17 protein-coding genes and 1 riboswitch are annotated in these 17,703 nt (G+C 74.8%); of the genes, 7 read left to right on the top strand and 10 right to left on the bottom strand.

Annotated elements, in window-relative coordinates; all coding sequences use genetic code 11:
• Window positions 1–90 precede the first annotated feature (90 nt).
• Window positions 91–405, top strand: coding sequence for a (2Fe-2S)-binding protein (locus J2S46_RS11835; protein WP_191291664.1), 315 nt, complete (start codon window positions 91–93; stop codon window positions 403–405).
• A 117-nt stretch (window positions 406–522) separates the two neighbouring features.
• On the opposite strand, the gene bfr is transcribed toward J2S46_RS11835, so the two are convergent.
• The gene (bfr, locus tag J2S46_RS11830) at window positions 523–1,002 is read right to left on the bottom strand and encodes a bacterioferritin (protein ID WP_073923306.1); all 480 of its coding nucleotides are present in this window, start codon (window positions 1,000–1,002) and stop codon (window positions 523–525) included.
• Window positions 1,003–1,206: 204 nt separating this feature from the next.
• On the opposite strand from bfr, the gene J2S46_RS11825 reads away from it, so the two are divergent.
• Window positions 1,207–1,836 (top strand): sulfite oxidase-like oxidoreductase, encoded by a 630-nt coding sequence (locus J2S46_RS11825; RefSeq protein ID WP_191291665.1) that lies wholly within the window; start codon window positions 1,207–1,209, stop codon window positions 1,834–1,836.
• 46 nt (window positions 1,837–1,882) lie between these two features.
• Here the strand turns inward: J2S46_RS11825 and J2S46_RS11820 are convergent, their stop codons facing one another.
• From J2S46_RS11820 to thiO, 5 genes are all read right to left on the bottom strand, one after another.
• A complete protein-coding gene (locus tag J2S46_RS11820) occupies window positions 1,883–3,262 on the bottom strand; it encodes an FAD-binding oxidoreductase (protein WP_191291666.1) in 1,380 nt (459 codons plus the stop codon).
• Between the two features lie 245 nt (window positions 3,263–3,507).
• Window positions 3,508–5,259, bottom strand: a complete 1,752-nt coding sequence (pknB, locus tag J2S46_RS11815) for a Stk1 family PASTA domain-containing Ser/Thr kinase (RefSeq protein WP_229912976.1) — start codon at window positions 5,257–5,259, stop codon at window positions 3,508–3,510.
• A gap of 147 nt (window positions 5,260–5,406) precedes the next feature.
• On the bottom strand, window positions 5,407–6,225 hold the full coding sequence (locus J2S46_RS11810; protein WP_073923310.1) for a thiazole synthase: 819 nt from the start codon (window positions 6,223–6,225) through the stop codon (window positions 5,407–5,409).
• A 5-nt stretch (window positions 6,226–6,230) separates the two neighbouring features.
• A complete protein-coding gene (thiS, locus tag J2S46_RS11805) occupies window positions 6,231–6,440 on the bottom strand; it encodes a sulfur carrier protein ThiS (RefSeq protein ID WP_073923311.1) in 210 nt (69 codons plus the stop codon).
• Window positions 6,437–7,663, bottom strand: a complete 1,227-nt coding sequence (gene thiO / locus J2S46_RS11800; RefSeq protein WP_191291668.1) for a glycine oxidase ThiO — start codon at window positions 7,661–7,663, stop codon at window positions 6,437–6,439. Before thiO ends, thiS begins: the two co-directional genes overlap by 4 nt.
• Window positions 7,657–7,770: riboswitch (TPP riboswitch) on the bottom strand. (Overlaps the previous gene by 7 nt.)
• A gap of 108 nt (window positions 7,771–7,878) precedes the next feature.
• On the opposite strand from thiO, the gene J2S46_RS11795 reads away from it, so the two are divergent.
• The 3 genes from J2S46_RS11795 to thiE all read left to right on the top strand — a co-directional run bounded on the left by J2S46_RS11795 (window position 7,879) and on the right by thiE (window position 10,196).
• On the top strand, window positions 7,879–9,075 hold the full coding sequence (locus J2S46_RS11795) for an NAD(P)/FAD-dependent oxidoreductase (RefSeq protein WP_191291669.1): 1,197 nt from the start codon (window positions 7,879–7,881) through the stop codon (window positions 9,073–9,075).
• Between the two features lie 90 nt (window positions 9,076–9,165).
• Entirely contained in the window at window positions 9,166–9,531 is a 366-nt protein-coding gene (locus J2S46_RS11790) for an Rv2175c family DNA-binding protein (protein ID WP_073923314.1), read from the top strand.
• Window positions 9,531–10,196, top strand: coding sequence for a thiamine phosphate synthase (thiE, locus tag J2S46_RS11785; RefSeq protein ID WP_191291670.1), 666 nt, complete (start codon window positions 9,531–9,533; stop codon window positions 10,194–10,196). The genes J2S46_RS11790 and thiE overlap by 1 nt, the downstream gene beginning before the upstream one ends.
• A gap of 68 nt (window positions 10,197–10,264) precedes the next feature.
• Here the strand turns inward: thiE and J2S46_RS11780 are convergent, their stop codons facing one another.
• Window positions 10,265–11,371: a polyprenyl synthetase family protein gene (locus J2S46_RS11780; protein ID WP_229912964.1), complete on the bottom strand. Its 1,107-nt coding sequence runs from the start codon at window positions 11,369–11,371 to the stop codon at window positions 10,265–10,267.
• 161 nt (window positions 11,372–11,532) lie between these two features.
• Here J2S46_RS11780 and metF point away from each other — a divergent pair, with 161 nt between their 5' ends.
• Both metF and J2S46_RS11770 read left to right on the top strand, forming a co-directional pair.
• The gene (metF, locus tag J2S46_RS11775; RefSeq protein ID WP_073923317.1) at window positions 11,533–12,447 is read left to right on the top strand and encodes a methylenetetrahydrofolate reductase [NAD(P)H]; all 915 of its coding nucleotides are present in this window, start codon (window positions 11,533–11,535) and stop codon (window positions 12,445–12,447) included.
• 106 nt (window positions 12,448–12,553) lie between these two features.
• On the top strand, window positions 12,554–13,525 hold the full coding sequence (locus tag J2S46_RS11770) for a hypothetical protein (RefSeq protein ID WP_191291671.1): 972 nt from the start codon (window positions 12,554–12,556) through the stop codon (window positions 13,523–13,525).
• A 25-nt stretch (window positions 13,526–13,550) separates the two neighbouring features.
• Here J2S46_RS11770 and J2S46_RS11765 read toward each other — a convergent pair whose 3' ends face one another.
• The 3 genes from J2S46_RS11765 to J2S46_RS11755 all read right to left on the bottom strand — a co-directional run bounded on the left by J2S46_RS11765 (window position 13,551) and on the right by J2S46_RS11755 (window position 17,331).
• A complete protein-coding gene (locus J2S46_RS11765; RefSeq protein WP_191291672.1) occupies window positions 13,551–14,909 on the bottom strand; it encodes a glycosyltransferase 87 family protein in 1,359 nt (452 codons plus the stop codon).
• Window positions 14,910–15,116: 207 nt separating this feature from the next.
• Window positions 15,117–16,649, bottom strand: coding sequence for a phytoene desaturase family protein (locus J2S46_RS11760; RefSeq protein ID WP_191291673.1), 1,533 nt, complete (start codon window positions 16,647–16,649; stop codon window positions 15,117–15,119).
• A 31-nt stretch (window positions 16,650–16,680) separates the two neighbouring features.
• Complete coding sequence (locus tag J2S46_RS11755) at window positions 16,681–17,331, bottom strand: DUF4126 domain-containing protein (RefSeq protein WP_191291674.1); 651 nt, start codon at window positions 17,329–17,331, stop codon at window positions 16,681–16,683.
• Between the last annotated feature and the right edge of the window lie 372 nt (window positions 17,332–17,703).

The raw sequence follows: 17,703 nt of genomic DNA, 5'->3' as shown, positions 1-17,703 counted from the left end.
TAGTGAGCTAAGGCAAGCCTTCCTAGATCATTCCGGATCCCACCGGGACCCGCCCCGAGATCACCCCCGAACCACCTGGGAGAGACCGCGATGTACGTGTGCATGTGCCATGCGGTCACCGAGGACCAGGTGAAGAAGGCCATCGACGCCGGCGCCAACAGCCCCCGCCAGATCGCCAAGGGTTGCAAGGCCGGCACCGACTGCGGCTCCTGCGTCCGCCGGATCCAGGCCCTGCTGGGGGAGCACGGCGCGCGGCCGTGCCCGACCGCCCGGCTGGCCGCCAAGCTCGGCCTCGCGGACCCGGAGAGCGACGCCGGGCAGCCGGCGGCCGCCCCGGCTCCCGCCGGGCAGGCCCCGCTGCCGGCCGTCCGGTCCCTGGAGCCGGCCCCGCTGCGCGCCGCCTAGTCCGGGGCCGCCCGTGGGTGCGTCACGCCGTAGGTGCGTCACGGCGCCGCCGCGGCTGCGCCGGTACCGACGAGGTTCCCGCCGTGCCGACGAGTCCCTCCCGTGGCTCTCCCGGGGTCAGGACTCCGGCTGCTCGATCAGCTGGGCCAGGTAGAGCGGCTCGCCGAGGCGCTCCAGCAGTTCGAGCTGCGTGTCCAGGTAGTCGATGTGGTGCTCCTCGTCCGCGAGGATCGACTCGAAGATGTTGGCCGAGGTGACGTCGTTCTTGGCGCGCATCACCACGATCCCGCGCCGCAGGCGGTCGATCGCCTCGACCTCGACCTGGCGGTCCGCGTCGAACATCTCCTTGACGTTCTGGCCGACCCGGACGTGGAACAGCCGCTGGTAGTTCGGGAGCCCGTCCAGGAAGAGGATCCGGTCGGTGAGGATCTCGGCGTGCTTCATCTCGTCGAAGGACTCGTGCCGGGTGTACTTCGCGAGCTTCGTCCAGCCGAAGTTCTCCTGCATCTTGGCGTGCAGGAAGTACTGATTGATGGCGGTCAGCTCGGCGGTGAGCTGCTCGTTGAGGAACTCGATGACCTCGGGGTCACCCTTCATGGCGTCTGCCTTCCTGCTGTGCTTCCGGGATCCACGGCTGCCCGCATCCTGGCACCGTGATGGGTGGTATTTCCAGTAAGTTCACACTCACACGGACATGTGCCGGATTATCTGATTTGCCAACCATTGCGCTGCCCGGGCGGGCGTGCGGCGCGGACAAGGGGCGCGCACGTAGCACCACGCGCCGTCTGTCACCATGGAGACATGGGTCAGTCCGAACAAGAACCACTTCCCCCGTCTGACCCGAGGCTCCCACCGGGCCAGCGCCTGCAACGCGGCTGGCCCGTTCTGCACTACGGGCCCGTTCCCCGCTTCAAGCCGCTGACCTGGGACTTCCAGGTGTTCGGGGCGACCGCCTCGGCCGAGAAGCACAGCTGGGACTTCCCCGGCTTCAACGCCCTGCCCCGGGTCACCGTGCAGGCCGACTTCCACTGCGTGACCCGGTTCTCGATGCTCGGCAACGACTGGACGGGCGTGCCCGCCTCGGCCGTCCTCGAACAGGTGCCCCCGGCCCCCGGCGTCACGCATGTGATGGTCTGGGCCGAGTACGGGTACAGCGCCAACCTCCGGCTGGAGGACTTCGCCGACCCCCGCACCGTCTTCGCCACCCACCACAACGGCGAGCCGCTCACCGTCGAGCACGGCTTCCCGGTCCGGCTGGTGGTGCCGCACCTCTACGCCTGGAAGGGGCCCAAGTGGGTGCGCGCGGTGGAGTACATGCGCGCCGACCGACGGGGCTTCTGGGAGGAGCGCGGCTACCACAACCGGGCCGACCCGTGGGCCGAGAAGCGCTTCTCGTACCAGGAGGAGCCCGGCGACGGGCCGCTCCGCTAGGGCCTGTCCGGCGCCTGCGGAGCCGCCCGGACCCGGGCCGGCGGTCTCAGGCCGCGGCCGGCTTGATGTTCTGGTTGAGGTGGAACAGGTTGTCCGGGTCGTACTGCCGCTTCACCGCGGCCAGCCGGGCGAAGTTCCCCCGGTAGTTGTCCTCGACCCGGTCCTGGTCGTCCTCGCCCATGAAGTTGATGTACCCGCCGGGCTCGGAGTGCGGCGCCACCGCCGCGTAGTAGTCCCGGACCCACGAGGTCTGCGCCTCGTCGCCGGACGGGTCGTCCCAGACCGCCAGGATGACGGTGGAGAACGTCGCCTCCCGGTACGAGTACGCGGTGGCCTCGGGCGCGACCCGCTGCGGCGCGCCGTTCACGGGGTAGATGTGCATGGTCGAGCTGAGCGTCGGCACCCGGGGGCCGTGCTCCAGGTGGGCCGCGATCGCCGCGTCGGTCAGCTCGGTCGCGAAGCTGCCCTTCCAGTACTCCCGCAGGCCCGGCGGCAGCAGCGGGTCGAAGGCGCTGTTGATCGCCGGGTAGGGCATCGGCCCGACCGCCTCGGCGACCCGGGGGGCCAGGTCGCGCAGCGGCCGGAGCACCCGGTCGGCGTCCTCGAGCGGTCCGGACCAGCAGACCACCACGATGCCCAGGACGTCGCCGTGCCGGTCCTCGGGGATGAACGGCAGCGGCGGCGCGGTCTGGAACCCGGGGAAGAGGAAGAGCTGCTCGGGAGCGTCCTGGACGAACTCCCGGTAGAACTTCAGGATGTTCTCCATGTGCTCCAGCTCGAACAGCATCGGGCCGGCGACGACCTGGCTGACCGGGCTCAGCCGGTACTCGAACGAGGTCACCACGCCGAAGTTGCCGCCGCCCCCGCGGAGTGCCCAGAACAGGTCGGCGTTCCGGTCGGCGTCGGCGGTCAGGAACTGGCCGTCGGCCGTCACCACGTCGGCGGACAGCAGGTTGTCGCAGGTCAGCCCCATGGTCCGGCAGAGGTAGCCGAAGCCGCCGCCGAGCGTCAGCCCGGCGATCCCGGTGGTGGAGACGATCCCGCCGGTGGTGGCGAGGCCGAAGGCGTGGGTGGCGGCGTTCAGGTCGCCCCAGGTCGCGCCCGGCTCGGCGCGGGCCGTCCGGGTCGCCGGGTCGACGCGCACCCCGCGCAGACCGGACAGGTCGGCCACCACGCCGTCGTCGCAGGTCCCGTAGCCGGGGGCGCTGTGGCCGCCGCCGCGGACGGCGAGGTCCAGGCCCATCTCGCGGGCGTAGTTGACGGTGGCCATCACGTCACCGGCGTTGGCGCACCGGACGACGGCCGCGGGCCGGCGGTCGGCGGTGGCGTTGTAGACCTTGCGGGCCTCGTCGTAGCCCCGGTCCTGCGGGGTCACCACGGCACCCCGGGTACGTTCTCTTAAGTCGTCGACGGTGTGCCCGGCCATGGGGACCACTCCTCGGGAACCGGCTTTCGGGAAGCCCCGGCAGGGGCCTTCCTCTCACGCTACGCCGATCGGGTGAGGCCTCAAGCCGGGGCCGGGCCGACCTGGCCGCCCGGCCCGGCCCGGCGTCCGCCCGGCCCGGCCCGGCGTCCGCCCGGCCCGGCCCGGCGTCCGCCCGGCCCGGCCCGGCGTCCGCCCGGCCCGGTCGCGCGCCCGGTCACCGGTCCCGCTCGCCGGGCCCGCCGGGGTCAGATCAGCGGGAAGCTGATGACCACCGTGGTGCCCTGCGGGCGCCGCTGGCCGGGGGCCGGGTTCTGCCCGGAGACCTTGCCGGTGCCGAACAGGTTCAGGCCGTTGCTCTGCACCTTGAACCCGGCGTCGGTGAGCGCCTTGGTGGCGTCGTCCTTGGTCATCCCGCCCACGTCGGGGACGGCCACCATGCCCTTGCTGACCAGCAGCGACACCGGCGCGTTCACCGGCAGCAGCTCCCCGGCGGCCGGGGAGCTGCTGATCACCGAGCCCTGCGGCACGACGTCGTCGTACTGCTCGTTGCTGGTCCCCGGCGCCAGCTGGGCGGCGGCCAGCGCCTGCCGGGCCTGGTCGAGGGTCCTGCCGGTGAGGTCGGGCACCGCGATCCGCTGCGGCCCGCGGGAGACGGTCACCGCCACCGGGTCGCTCTTGCGGACCCGGCGGCCGACGTCCGGGTCGGTGCCGATCACCGCGCCGGCCGGGACGGTCTCGCTCCAGGCCTCGGTGAAGCTGCCCTGCAGCCCCGCCCCGGCCAGCACCGAGACGGCCTCCGCCCGGCTCTTGCCGAGCACGCCCGGCACCTTCGTGTAGACCGCGCCGGACAGCGCGTACGTCGCCCCGCCCACCAGCAGCAGCACGGCGGCCAGCACCGCGCCCCAGACCAGCGGCGCGCGCGAGCGGCGCGGCCGCCGCGGCCGTCCGGTCCGACTCCGCCGGCCGGCCGGCGGGTCGTCGTACGGGCGGGGCCCGGTGAGCAGCGCGTCCATCAGCTCCGGCGGCACGTCCAGCACACTGGTGTGCTCCACCGGGGGCTGGATGACCGAGGTCGGCTCGGTGGTCGGGAACGCCGGGCTGGGCCGGGTGGAGGCCGGCGGCTCGGCGTCCAGCTGGGCCGGTGTCAGGGTCCGCCGCACCCGCTGCAGGGCCGCGAGCAGCTCGACCGCGTCGTACGGGCGGGCCCCGGGGTCGCGCGCGGTGGCGGTGGCGACTATGGCGTCCAGGCCGGGCGTGATGCCGGGGACGGCCCGGGACGGCGCGGGCACGTCCTCGTGCAGGTGGCGGTAGATCACCTGGACGGCGTTCTCGCCGGTGTGCGGCCGCTCGCCGGTGAGCATCTCGTACAGCACGATGCCCGCCGCGTAGACGTCCACCCGCTGGTCGGTGGCGCCCTCCGGCCGGATCTGCTCGGGGGCCAGGTAGGAGACGGTGCCGAGCACCGCGCCCGCCGTGCTGGTGGTGACCGCGCCGTCGGCGCCGTTCAGCAGCCGGACCAGGCCGAAGTCGGCGACCTTGACCAGCCCGCCGTCGGTGATCAGGACGTTCTCCGGCTTGACGTCCCGGTGGACCAGCCCGGCGCGGTGCGCGGAGCCGAGCGCCGCCAGCACCGGCTCCAGGATGTCCAGGGCGGCCCGGACGGACAGCGCGCCGCGGTCCCGCAGCACGTCCCGCAGGGTCCGGCCCGGGACGTACTCCATGGCCAGGAAGACCGTTCCGCCGTCGGCCCCCTGGTCGAAGACGTTCACCACGTTGGGGTGCGAGAGCCGGGCCACGGCCTTGGCCTCGCGGATGAGGCGGTCGGTGAAGTCCGCGTCGCCGGCCAGCGAGGGATGCATCACCTTGAGCGCCAGCACCCGGTCCAGCCGGGTGTCGGTGCCCCGGTAGACGGTGGCCGTGCCACCGGTCGCGATCCGTTGCTCGACCCGGTACCGGCCGTCCAGCAGGGTACCGATCAACGGGTCGTGCAGTGCCATGTCCACCAGGGAAGTGTAGGGGCGCCGACGCCGGCGGTCCCGGGCGGACACCGCGCCCGGGGCCGCTTGTGCCCGGCTTGTGACACGTCCACGCCGAGGGCCCCCGCGACGCCGCCCCCGGGGGCCCGCCCCGGGGAACGCCGCTGCTCAGAACGCCGGCCGCTCCCGGTGGTCGAGGTCGGCCCGGCCGGCCATCGCCGAGGAGGCCTCCGCGTGGAAGCGGCGCGGGATGCGCCCGGCCCGGTGGGCGAGCCGGCCGGCCTCGGCGGCGTGCCGCATCGCCTCGGCCATCAGGACCGGGTCCTGGGCGCGGGTGACGGCCGAGGCCAGCATCACGGCGGCGCAGCCGAGCTCCATGGCCAGCGCCACGTCGGAGGCGGTGCCCGCGCCGGCGTCCAGGATCACCGGCACCGTGGCGCTCTCCACGATCAGCTGGAAGTTGTGCGGGTTGCGGATGCCGAGGCCGGAGCCGATCGGCGAGCCCAGCGGCATGATCGCCGCGCAGCCGACGTCCTCCAGCTTGCGGGCCAGCACCGGGTCGTCGTTGGTGTACGGCAGCACCGTGAAGCCGTCGTCGACCAGGGTCTCGGCGGCGTCCAGCAGCTCGATCGGGTCGGGCAGCAGGGTCCGCTCGTCCGCGATGACCTCCAGCTTGACCCAGTCGGTGCCGAGCGCCTCGCGGGCCAGCCGGGCCGTCAGCACGGCCTCTCCGGCGGTGAAGCAGCCCGCCGTGTTCGGCAGCACCCGGATGCCGTTGCGGGTCAGCACGTCCAGCACCGAACCCTGGGTGGAGGTGCTCACCCGGCGCATCGCGACCGTGGTCAGCTCGGTGCCGGAGACCCGCAGCGCCTGCTCCAGGACGTCCAGGCTCGGCGCCCCGCCGGTGCCCATGATCAGACGGGAGCCGAAGGTGGTCCCCGCGATCGTCAGGAGGTCCTTCTCGTCGTCGGTCGAGGTCCCCGCCACGGTGCTCAGCCCCCCTGCACGGCGGTGAGGATCTCGATCCGGTCGCCCGCGGCGAGTCCGGTCCCGGCCCAGGCGCTGCGCGGCACCACGGTCTCGTTGACCGCCGCGGCGACGCCGGACGGCGCGGCGCTGACGCCGGCCACCAGCTCGGCGAGGGTGCTCCGGGCCGGCACCTGCCGGGGCTCGCCGTTGACGGAGAGTGAGATATCGGTCATGCCAGTGCCTTTGCGGAAGTGGAGCGGTCGGAGGGGTCGGCGCCGGCGGGGACGGCCCCGGCGGCCGGGGGGCCGGCGGCGAACCGGCCGGGGGAGAACGGCGCGGCCAGCGCGGGTGTCACGCCGGTGGCCAGGTACTCGGCGAGCAGGTCGCCGGTCACCGGGGTGAGCAGCACGCCGTTGCGGTAGTGGCCGGTCGCCGCCACCAGGCCGGGCAGTGCGGTCGGGCCGAGCAGCGGGGCGTTGTCGGGGGAGCCGGGGCGCAGCCCGGCGGAGGTCTCCACCAGCGGCAGCTCGGTGATCCCCGGGACCAGGTCGTGGGCGTCACGGAGCAGCTCGTACACCCCGCCGGCCGTGACGGTGGTGTCGTACCCCTGCTCCTCGCTGGTCGCGCCGATCACCAGCTCGCCGTCCTCGCGCGGCACCAGGTACAGGTGCTGCCCGCGCACCACCGCGCGGACGTTGCGCGACAGGAACGGCCGGTACGCCTCGGGCACCCGCAGCCGCAGGATCTGTCCCTTCACCGGGCGGACGGCCGGCAGCACGCCCTCGGGCAGGCCGGGCAGCAGGTGGCTGCGCGGGCCGGCCGCGAGCACCACCCGGCCGGCGCCCAGCAGCTCGCCCGTGCTCAGCCGGGCGCCGGTGGCCCGGCCGCCGGCGACCAGCAGTTCGGTGACCTCGGCGCGGTGCAGCAGCACACCGGCGCGCTCGCAGGCGGCCACCAGCGCGGCGGCCAGCCGCCGGCCGTCCACCTGGTGGTCGTCGGTGACGTGCAGCCCGCCGCGGACGCCCGGGGCCAGCATCGGTTCGAGCCTGCGGCACTCGCGTCCGGTCAGCCAGGCCGAGTCCAGGCCGAGCCGCCGGTGGAAGGCGTGCAGCTCGCGCAGCTCCTCGCGGTCGTCGGAGTCCAGCGCGACGGCCAGGGTGCCGCAGGCGCGGTAGCCGGTGGGCAGGCCGGAGGCCTCCTCCAGCTCGGCGGCGAACGCCGCGTACCGCTCGTTGGAGGCCATCCCGAGCCTCAGCAGCGGCTCCTCGCCGTACTGCAGCTCGGTGACCGGGGCCAGCATCCCGGCCGCCACCTGGGCCGCCCCGCCGCCGTGCGCGGGGTCGACCACCACCACGCCGAGGCCGCGTTGCCGGGCCCGCCAGGCCACCGCCAGGCCGATGATGCCGCCGCCGACGACCAGGACGTCCGTCGTCGCGCCGCTCGTGAAGCGTGTCAAGGTCCCTGCTCTCCCTTCGCCGGAATGACCCGGATCAGGTTCGGACGGTCGCAGGCCGTGCCAGCCCGCCTCTCAGCCCGGTCCGCCGGGCTCCCGTGGTACGGACCGCCCGGCACCTGGGGCGCGGACCGGTCGAGGTGCACCCACCATAACTCCGGGTGCCGTCCGGGCCGAAGGCGCGTACAAGGGGCGGACGGCCCGGCTAGGGTGGCGCCGTGGGAGAGCAGCGGAACACGGATCAGGTGGTCGTTGTCGGGGCGGGACTGGCCGGGGCCCAGTGCGTGCGCGCGCTGCGCGGCGGCGGGCTGCAGGGCCGGATCGTCCTGCTCGGGGACGAACCGCACGCCCCCTACGACCGGCCGCCGCTCTCCAAGGACGTGCTGCTCGGCAAGGCCGACGCCACCACCCTGGACATCGACTACGAGCAGCTCGGCGTCGAGCTCGTCACCGGCCGCCGGGCCACCGGCCTGGAGCCCGGGGTGCTGCACACCGACGCCGGTGAGGTGCCCTACGGGAGCCTGGTGATCGCCACCGGCTCCGCCCCCGTCGCGCTGCCCGGCGCGGACCGCGCGCACCTGCTGCGGACCGTCGACGACGCCCTCGCACTGCGGGCGCTGCTGCAGCCGGGAGCCCGGATCGTGCTGGTCGGGGCCGGCTGGATCGGGGCCGAGACCGCGACCGTCGCCCGTGCGCTGGGCTGCGAGGTCACCGTGGTGGAGGCCGGCCCGACGCCGGTGCCCGGCGCGCTGCCCGCCGAGGTCGGCGGCGCGATGACCGCCTGGTACCGGGAGGCCGGCGTCGACCTGCGCCTCGGCGCGCGGGTGGCCTCGGTCGCCCCGCACGAGGTGCTGCTCGCCGACGGCACCCGGCTGGCCGCCGACGAGGTGGTGGTCGGCATCGGTGTCCGCCCGGCGACCGGCTGGCTGGCCGGTTCGGGGGTCGACCTGGACGCGGCCGGCGCCGTTCTGGTGGACGAACGGCTGCGCACCTCGCTGCCGGGCGTCCTCGCGGCCGGCGACTGCGTCTCCTACCCCTCCGCGCGCGGAGGCGGCCGGCTGTCCGTCCAGCACTGGGACCACGCGCTGCAGTCCGGGGCGGCGGCCGCCGCCTCGCTGCTCGGCCTGGGCACCCCGTACGACCCGGTGCCGTACTTCTGGTCCGAGCAGTTCGGGCGGATGGTGCAGTACGCGGGCCGGCACGGCGACGGCGACGACCTGCTGTGGCGCGGGGCGCCCGGTGACCCGAGCTGGACGGTGCTCTGGACGCGCGGCGGGCAGCTGCGCGCCCTGCTGACCGTCGACCGGCCGCGGGACCTCGCCCAGGGCCGCCGGCTGCTGGAGCGTGGCGCCGTCCTCGACCCGGCGCCGGCCGCCGACCCGGCCGTGCAGCTGAAGGCGGCGCTCGCCGGATAGGCCGTCCCGGCCGGTCACGATCGGTCACCGGACGGGCCGCGGGGGGCGCGGTTGGTGCGCGGCGGCCCGGCGAGGTGGCAGTCTGGTGACGTGAGCGAGATCGAAGCGAAGATTGAAGACCTTGTCCCCGAGTGGATGTACCTGCCCGACATCTCGGAGCAGTGGGGCGTCCGCGTCACCGAGGTGCGCGACCTGGTCAAGAACGGCGGCCTGATCGCCGTCCGCCGCGGCCCGAACAAGTCGCTGCAGGTGCCGGCCGCCTTCATCGACGGCCCCGGCCTGGTGAAGCACCTGTCCGGCACGCTGACCGTGCTCCGCGACTGCGGGTACAACGACGCGGAGATCCTGGAGTGGCTCTTCACCGAGGACCCGTCGCTGCCCGGCAGCCCGATCCAGGCCCTGCAGGAGAACCGGGGCACCGAGGTGAAGCGCCGCGCCCAGGCGATGCTGATCTGATGGCGGCGGACCTGACGGCGGGGGGCCGGCTGCGCGCGCAGCTGGCCGACGCGCGGCTGTACCTGTGCACCGACGCCCGCCGCGAGCAGGGCGACCTGGAGCAGTTCCTGGACGCCGCGCTCGGCGGCGGCGTAGACATCGTCCAGCTCCGCGACAAGGGCCTGGAGGCCAAGCAGGAGCTGGAGTACCTGGAGGTCTTCGCCGACGCCTGCCGGCGGCACGGCAAGCTGCTCTCGGTGAACGACCGGGCGGACGTCGCGCACGCGGCCGGCCCGGACGTGCTGCACCTCGGCCAGGACGACCTGCCGGTCCGGGCCGCCCGCGCGATCCTCGGCGAGGACGTGGTGATCGGCCGCTCCTGTCACGCCGAGGCCGAGGTCGACGCGGCCGTGGCCGAGCCGGGCGTGGACTACTTCTGCACCGGTCCGGTCTGGCCGACCCCGACCAAGCCCGGCCGGCACGCGCCGGGCCTCGGCCTGGTCTCCTACGCGGCGAAGCAGGTGACGGACCGCCCCTGGTTCGCCATCGGCGGCATCGACCTGGGCAACCTGGACGAGGTGCTGGCCGCCGGCGCCCGCCGGGTCGTGGTGGTCCGCGCGATCACCGCCGCCGACGACCCGGCCGCCGCGGCGGCCGAGCTGGCCCACCGGGTCCGCGCGGTCTGAGGCCGCCGTCCCGGGCCGCGGGGCGCCCCCTCGCGGCCCGGGGACGGCCGTCCGGTCCCGTCCGCCGCTCAGTAGCGGCGGACGGTCGCCGCCTCGGCCAGCGCCAGCAGGACCTCCCGGGCCCGGGGGTCCACCAGCGGGGCCGCCTCCAGCGCCGCCAGCGACTGCCGCATCAGTTCCTCGATCCGGCTCTCCACCCGTTCGGGCGCACCGCTGCGCCCGATCAGCTCGCGCAGCACCACGACCTCCTCGGGCGCCAGGTCCGGCGCGCCGAGCCGCTCGTCCAGGTGCCGGGCGTCGGCCGCCGGCAGTCCGCGCATGGCGTGCGCCACCAGCAGGGTGCGCTTGCCCTCCCGCAGGTCGTCGCCGGCCGGTTTGCCGGTGACCGCCGGGTCGCCGAAGACCCCCAGCAGGTCGTCCCGCAGCTGGAAGGCCTCGCCCAGCGGCAGGCCGAAGGACGAGTACGCCGCCACCAGCTCCGGGGAGGCCCCGGCGAGCAGCGCCCCCACCTGGAGCGGCCGCTCGATGGTGTACTTCGCGGACTTGTAGTGCAGGACGGTCTGCGCCCGGTCCAGCGCCCCGTCGTCGGTGGAGTCCCCGGCGACCGGCTCCAGCACGTCGAGGTACTGGCCGACCATCACCTCGGTGCGCATCAGGTCGAAGGCCGGCTTGGCCCGCAGCACCGCCTCGGCGGGCAGCCCCGAGCGCAGGAACAGCTCGTCGCACCAGATCAGCAGCAGGTCGCCGAGCAGCACGGCGGCCGAGGCCCCGAACTGCTCGCGGTCGCCGCGCCAGCCGCTGGCCCGGTGCAGCGCCTCGAAGCGGCGGTGCACGGAGGGCACACCGCGCCGGGTGTCGCTGCGGTCCATCAGGTCGTCGTGCACCAGCGCGCTCGCCTGCAGCAGCTCCAGGGCGGCCGCCGCGTGCTCGATGCCCGGGTCGGCGTCCCCGCCGCCCGCACCGCGCCAGCCCCAGTAGCAGAACGCCGGGCGCAGCCGCTTGCCGCCGTCCAGCAGGAAGTCCCGCAGGGCGTCGACGGCGGGCCCCAGCTGGGGCGAGATCTTGCCGAGCAGGACCGCCTGGCCGTCCATGAACTCGCCGAGGGCGCCGTTGACGCGTATCCGCACGGCCTCCACGTCGATCGGGTTGGCCGGCCGGCTGCTGGACGAGGTCACGATGAGGCTCCGGGAGTCGCTGGGGGTACCGGCCAGCCTAGCCCGGCGTTCCCGGGCGGGCGTACGAGCACCCGTACGGCCCAGCGGCGGGTGTCCGAAGGGTGTCTCACTCGGTGGACGTGAGTTGTCCCGCCTCTCCGGACGGCGGCTAACCTGCCAGCATGGCACTCGGCATCGCTTCCACCAGAACCGACCGCGCACTGACCGTTCGCGAACTGCTGGCGGCGGGCAAGCGGTCCTACTCCTTCGAATTCATGCCGCCGCGCTCGGAGGCCGCCGAGAAGCGGCTCTGGGACGCGATCCGCCGGGTCGAGGCCCTCGACCCGAACTTCGTCTGCATGACGTACGGCGCGGGCGGCTCCTCGCGAGGCCGGACGGTGAACCTGGTCGGCCGGATCGCCACCGAGACCACGCTGACCCCGGTGGCCCACCTGACCGCCGTCGACCACTCGATCGCCGAGTTGCGCAACATCATCGGCCAGTACGCGGACCAGGGCGTGCGCAACGTCCTCGCGGTGCGCGGCGACCCGCCCGGCGACCCGATGGGCGAGTGGGTGCGCCACCCCGAGGGCGTCAGCTACGCGGCCGAGCTGGTCGAGCTGATCAAGGGGATCGGGGACTTCTGCGTCGGCGTCGCGGCCTTCCCGCAGATGCACCCGCGCTCGGAGAACTGGGACGACGACATCCGCCACTTCGTCGCCAAGTGCCGGGCCGGCGCGGACTACGCGATCACCCAGATGTTCTTCGAGGTCGACGACTACCTGCGGCTGCGCGACCGGGTCGCGGCGGCCGGCTGCGAGGTGCCGATCATCCCGGAGATCATGCCGGTCACCAACATCAAGCAGCTGGAGCGGTTCCCGCAGCTCAGCGGCTCGGACTTCCCGGCCGACCTGGTCGCCCGGTTCCGGGCGGTCGAGGACGACCCGCAGGCCGTCCGGGCGGTGGGCATCGACCACGCCACCGCGATGTCCGAGCGGCTGCTCGCCGAGGGCGCCCCCGGCCTGCACTTCATCACCCTCAACCACTCCACCTCCACGCTGGAGATCTACCAGAACCTCGGCCTGCACCAGCGCTGACCGCGGGCCCGCGCCGCGACGCACGATGTGGGTCGCGGCGCGATGACCCGGTACAGTCTCGGCACACGCGCGGGGCGCGCGGCACGCGACTGGAGGTAGCGGGCGGATGGGCATCGGGTACCTGCTGCTGTACGCCGCGTTGGCGGTGGTGGCGCTCTGGCTGGTCGCCGAGCTGCTGCTGCAGAACCGCGCACCGCTGCACTGGCGGGCCGTCGCACTCGGCGGCTTCCTCGGCGTGGTCGCCGGGATGGCCGTGCGCTCGGTGCTGGTGATCGCCGCCGGCGCGGTGCTCTTCGCGGTCGGCCAGGTCTTCGTGACGCTGTCCGTCAAGCGCGGGTTCCGCGGGGGCTGGTCGCTGCGCAGGTCCGACGGCGAGCTGCCGGGACCGCTGGCCAAGGTGCCGCTGCTGAGCGCCGCCACCGGCGGCGAGGACGTCGCCGAGCCCGTCGTCGTCCAGCAGGTGGGGGAGATCGGCGCGGTCGAGGCCGACATCGCGGACTTCGAGACGGCCGCGTACCAGGCGGTTCCGTTCGATCCCGACGACGACTCCTACGACAGCGTCCGCTTCGGCGGTCCGGAGCGGCCGGCCGGCCGCCCGGCGGCCGCCTCCGAGCCGCAGGAGCCGGCCGCCGACGGCGTGTACGCCGACGCCTCCGCCTTCTACGGACAGCAGCAGCACGGCCAGCAGCAGGGCTACCAGCAGGGCGCCGGGTACGAGCAGCAGCCCGTGGGCTACGAGCAGCAGGGCTACCAGCAGCAGCCGCAGCCGGGCTGGGACGGTCAGCAGCAGTGGCAGCAGCAGCCCGCCTACGGCTACGACCAGGGCTACGGCTACCAGCAGCAGGACCCGTACGCCGGGCAGACCGGCCAGCAGCAGCAGTGGCAGCAGCAGCCCGTGGGCTACGAGCAGCAGGGCTACCAGCAGCAGGCGCAGCCGGGCTGGGACGGTCAGCAGCAGTGGCAGCAGCAGCAGCCGGCGGACGGGGTCCCCCCGCAGCCCCAGCAGCAGCCGCAGCAGCCCGGCTACGGCCAGCAGGGGGCCTGGCAGCAGCCGGGGACCTGGCAGCAGCAGGGCTGAGCGGCCCGCCGCCGGCCCGGGCCGGTCAGCTCCGCTCGACGGCCAGCGACCGGCCCTCGGGGGCGCCGCGCCCCGGCCCCGCCGTCGTGCCGTCCGCAGCCGTGGTGCCGTAGGCGGCCGCAGCGCCCTCGGGGGCCCCTGCGCCGCCCGGGCCTCCCGCGCCGCTCCGGTCGGGCGTCCGCCGGAACTCCTGGGCGGTGGCCCGCACCACGGCCACCATGGCCAGGGCCATCAGGGCGCCGAACAGCTCCACCTTGGTGTACCTGGCCGCGTCGTGCGCCAGGTACTGCAGGTAGGTGCCGGCCGAGGCCAGCTGGACCAGCACCGGCAGGTACCAGAGCCGGCCCGGCAGCTGGAAGGCCGCCACCACGCTCAGCACGTCAGCGAGGAAGAAGTACCGCTCGTGCATCGAGGGCAGCAGGAACGGCACCAGGATCACCGAGGTGGTGGCCAGCAGCACGATCTGGGTGTCGGTCAGGTCCCGCGTCCACCCGCCGGGCCGCAGCGGCCCGCGGCCGGCCGGGCGCAGCACCACCCAGGCCACCAGGGCGAGCACCACCGCGCCGGTGAGCAGGATGCCGGCCCGGCGCACCGCGTCGGCGTGGTCCCCCGGCTGGAACAGCAGGTAGACGCTCGGGGCGTTCATCGAGAGGCTCTGGTAGGTGCCGGTCTGCCGGGAGTAGACCGTCAGCAGCTGCCCGAGGTCGGCGCCGACCAGCAGCGCGGGCACGTCCAGCAGGAGGTACACCGCCGGGACGGCCAGCAGCGCCCGCCAGGGCACCCGGCGGGTGAGCAGCAGGACGAGCAGGAACGGGAACACGAAGACGGTCTGCAGCTTGAAGGCCAGTGCGATCCCGAAGAAGGTGCAGGCCCACCAGGGCCGGTGCCGCAGCACGAACCAGAGCGCGCCGACCACGAACGAGGAGTAGACCGAGTCGGCCTGCCCCCACCAGCCGCTGTTGGCCGTCACGGTGGGCAGGAACAGCACCACCGCGCCCGCGAGCAGCGGGCGCCAGGAGCCCTCCCGGTGGCGCAGCGCCACGATCCGGTAGGCGAAGTACGCCGTCAGCAGGTCGAAGAGGGTCGAGACGGCCTTGATGCCGGCCAGGTCCTGCACCGGCAGGTGGCTGAGCGCCGCCAGCACGTAGAGGTAGGGGACGTTGTAGTCGGAGAAGCCGATGTCGCTGAGCGCCTGGAACCCGCCGTGGTCGGCGATGTGGCTGAACCAGGGGTGCAGGAAGTAGCGGTAGTCGTCCGACTCCCAGGGGAACATCAGCCCGCGCACCGCCATCGAGGCCGCCACGATCGCCACCGCGGCGACGATCTGACCGCTCGCCCGGTCGCGGAGGCCCGGCCGCCGCTCGGCAGCGGGATTGCTCGACATGACGGACCTCCGGTAACGGCGTGCACGGCCGGGCGACGCCTGGATGCTAGCCCGTGCGGGAACTGACTGTCATTCATCGCGCGCCACCCGGTGACCACGTCCACCGGGGTGGCGGCAGTGGGCGGGCGGGCCGGGCGGCCCGGGTCCCGCGGGCGGTGCGTTCTCTGCGGGCGGTGCGGCTTCTGCGGGCGGTGCGGGCCGGCGCGCTCAGGCGGGGCCGATCAGGCCGGCCGTGATGCAGGCGGACATGCCCACCCGGGCCAGGCCGCCGCCGGGGTGCGCGGCGCCGCCGATCACGAACAGGCCGGGGCCGGGCCGCTGGTTGGGGGCCTGGAGCAGGCTGCCGCCGGCCCCGGCCAGGGCGGGCCGCGGGACCGAACCGAACAGGGCGCCGGTCTCGGCCGCGGTGTCGAGCGGGGTGCGGAGCACCCGCCAGAGCAGCCGTCCGCGCAGGCCCAGCCCGGCCGCGTCGACCCGGTCGAGCACCTGGTCGGCGTACCGCTCGGCCGCTTCCGGGCGGCTCCAGTCCAGTGCGCCCGCCGAGGGCACGGTCACGGTCAGCGAGACGCTCTCGTGGCCCTCCGGGTGGAGCGTGGGGTCGTCGGGGCGGAGCACCTGCACGGTGGGGTGCGCGTACAGCTCCGGCGTGCGGCCGAACAGCGCCTCCCGCTCGGCGGCTCCGTCGGCGGCGTGCACCACGGTGCGGTGCGCGGCGGCGGCCGGGCGCGAGCCGCGCAGGGCGAGCAGCACGGTGAACCGGCCGGGGACCCGGGCGGCCGCCTCGTCCCGCTGCCGGTCGGCCCGCTGCCCGTCGCCGGGGCGCGGGCCGTCCTGGCCGGGGCGGCCCACGGCGTCCGGGTGGAAGGTCCGGGCGTCCGTCGAGGAGATCACGGTGTCCGCCTCCAGCCGGTCGCCGCCGGCCAGCCGCACCCCCGTCACCCGGCCGTCCGCCGGGTCGGACAGGACCTGCTCCACCGGGCAGTCGAAGCGGAACCCGACCTTGCGGTCCAGGCAGCGCCGGTACACCGCGTCGGCCAGCGCCCGGATGCCGCCCCGGACGTACCAGACGCCGAAGGACTGCTCCATGTACGCCAGCACGGTGGCGCCGGCGGGCGCCGTCGACGGGTCGAAGCCGAAGCGCAGGGCGTACTCGTGCAGCAGCGCGGTCAGGCCGGGACGGCCGTCGAGCTCCCGCCCGGCCACCTCGGCCAGGGTCCACGGCGTGCGCCGCAGCCGGCCGAGGCCCCGGCGCGGCGGCGCCGGGTACGGGTCGGTGCGCAGCCGCTCGGGGTCCGCGGGGAGCGGCTCCTCCAGCAGCGGGCGGCGGGTGGCCTCCCAGACGGTCCGGCCGTGGTTCATCACCTCGCTCCAGCGCTCGCCGGAGCCCGCGCCGAAGGCGGCGTCCAGGGCCCGGGCCACGCCGCCCCGGGAGGCGTTGGGCAGCAGCAGGGTGGTGCCGTCGGGCAGCAGGTGCCGGCTCTCCGGGTCCACCGGGGCGAGCCCCACCAGCTCCTCCAGCGGCTCCCGGCCGGTCTTCAGCGCGAGGTCGCGGTAGACGGCCGGCAGGGTGAGCAGGCCGGGGCCGGTGTCGAAGGCGAAGCCGTCCCGCTCGTACCGGCCGACCATCCCGCCGTAGGTGCCGGAGGCCTCGCAGACCGTCACCCGGTGCCCGAGGGTGGCCAGCCGGGAGGCTGCCGCGAGCCCGCTCATTCCTGCGCCGATGATGACGATCCGTGCCATGGCACCGATCCTAAAGTGCGCCCGGCGGCCCTCAGTACCCGCTCCCGCCCCGGCCGGGCGGTGCGGGGACGGGGGACGGCAGCGGTCCGCGGCGGGCGGCACGGGCGGCCTTGCGGTCGCGGCGCCTGGCCAGGAAGCGCCGGATCCGGGTGAAGGCGAACCAGACCAGCACGGCGCCGGCCACCAGCAGCACCGAGGCGATCGACGCGGCGATCCACGGGTGGAAGATCGCCAGCGTCACCAGCCCGGCCACCGAGATGTCCTCGGCCAGGCTGACGCCGATGTTGCTGGCGGGTTCGGGCGAGGTGTTGACGGCCATCCGCAGGGAGGCCTTGACGGTGTGGCTGAGCAGCGCGGTGGTGCCGCCCATCGCCCCGGCCGCGACGGTGCCCAGCCCGCCCGGGTCGTGGCTGGCCAGCAGCGCGGCGACGGTGGCGCCGGCGACCGGGCGGATCACCGTGTGCACGGCGTCCCAGGCCGAGTCCAGGTACGGGACCTTGTCGGCCACCGCCTCCACCAGGAAGAGCGCGCCGGCGGCGATCAGCACGTCCGGGCGCTCCAGCACGGCCGGCACGCTGTCGGCCCAGCCGAAGCGGCCGAACAGCCCGAGCAGCAGCACCACCGCGTAGGCGTTGATCCCGCTGGCCCAGCTGCTGGTGAAGATCAACGGAATGATCGACATCCTGCTCCCTCTCTCGTCCGCCCGCGGTCGGTCCGGCGCCGGGGCGGCGCGGACGCCTCGGTGGCCGCCGCGCCACACCGTACCGGCCCGGCCGGTCCACTCCCGGCGCTCTCAGGACGCCCGCCGGCGCCCGGTGGTTCCGCCCCGGCCGGGCCCGGCCGAAACTGAGTACGGGTACTCAGATCACCGGTTGAGTAGCGCAACGGATAGTGCTCCGACCTGCAAGGACGAGAGAGTTGGGGCACCGGGAGAACGGGCCGCGAGGCACGGGGGCCCCGGGAGCGGACCAGATCTGGTCCGCCGGTCACGGGGGTGCCGGCGGACGGGGTCGTGCCGTGCACACGAGCCGGTCCGGGACCGCGCACCGCCGAC

The organism is Kitasatospora herbaricolor (genome assembly GCF_030813695.1).
In the GTDB taxonomy this organism is placed as follows: Bacteria; Actinomycetota; Actinomycetes; order Streptomycetales; family Streptomycetaceae; genus Kitasatospora; species Kitasatospora herbaricolor.
This window is presented reverse-complemented; position numbering and strand designations above follow the sequence as displayed.

Coding starts and splice junctions, on each gene's coding strand:
- J2S46_RS11835 (WP_191291664.1), top strand. CDS start 91: ATGTACGTGTGCATGTGCCATGCGGTCACCGAGGACCAGGTGAAGAAG.
- bfr (WP_073923306.1), bottom strand. CDS start 1,002: ATGAAGGGTGACCCCGAGGTCATCGAGTTCCTCAACGAGCAGCTCACC.
- J2S46_RS11825 (WP_191291665.1), top strand. CDS start 1,207: ATGGGTCAGTCCGAACAAGAACCACTTCCCCCGTCTGACCCGAGGCTC.
- J2S46_RS11820 (WP_191291666.1), bottom strand. CDS start 3,262: ATGGCCGGGCACACCGTCGACGACTTAAGAGAACGTACCCGGGGTGCC.
- pknB (WP_229912976.1), bottom strand. CDS start 5,259: ATGGCACTGCACGACCCGTTGATCGGTACCCTGCTGGACGGCCGGTAC.
- thiS (WP_073923311.1), bottom strand. CDS start 6,440: ATGACCGATATCTCACTCTCCGTCAACGGCGAGCCCCGGCAGGTGCCG.
- thiE (WP_191291670.1), top strand. CDS start 9,531: ATGGCGGCGGACCTGACGGCGGGGGGCCGGCTGCGCGCGCAGCTGGCC.
- metF (WP_073923317.1), top strand. CDS start 11,533: ATGGCACTCGGCATCGCTTCCACCAGAACCGACCGCGCACTGACCGTT.
- J2S46_RS11770 (WP_191291671.1), top strand. CDS start 12,554: ATGGGCATCGGGTACCTGCTGCTGTACGCCGCGTTGGCGGTGGTGGCG.
- J2S46_RS11765 (WP_191291672.1), bottom strand. CDS start 14,909: ATGTCGAGCAATCCCGCTGCCGAGCGGCGGCCGGGCCTCCGCGACCGG.
- J2S46_RS11760 (WP_191291673.1), bottom strand. CDS start 16,649: ATGGCACGGATCGTCATCATCGGCGCAGGAATGAGCGGGCTCGCGGCA.
- J2S46_RS11755 (WP_191291674.1), bottom strand. CDS start 17,331: ATGTCGATCATTCCGTTGATCTTCACCAGCAGCTGGGCCAGCGGGATC.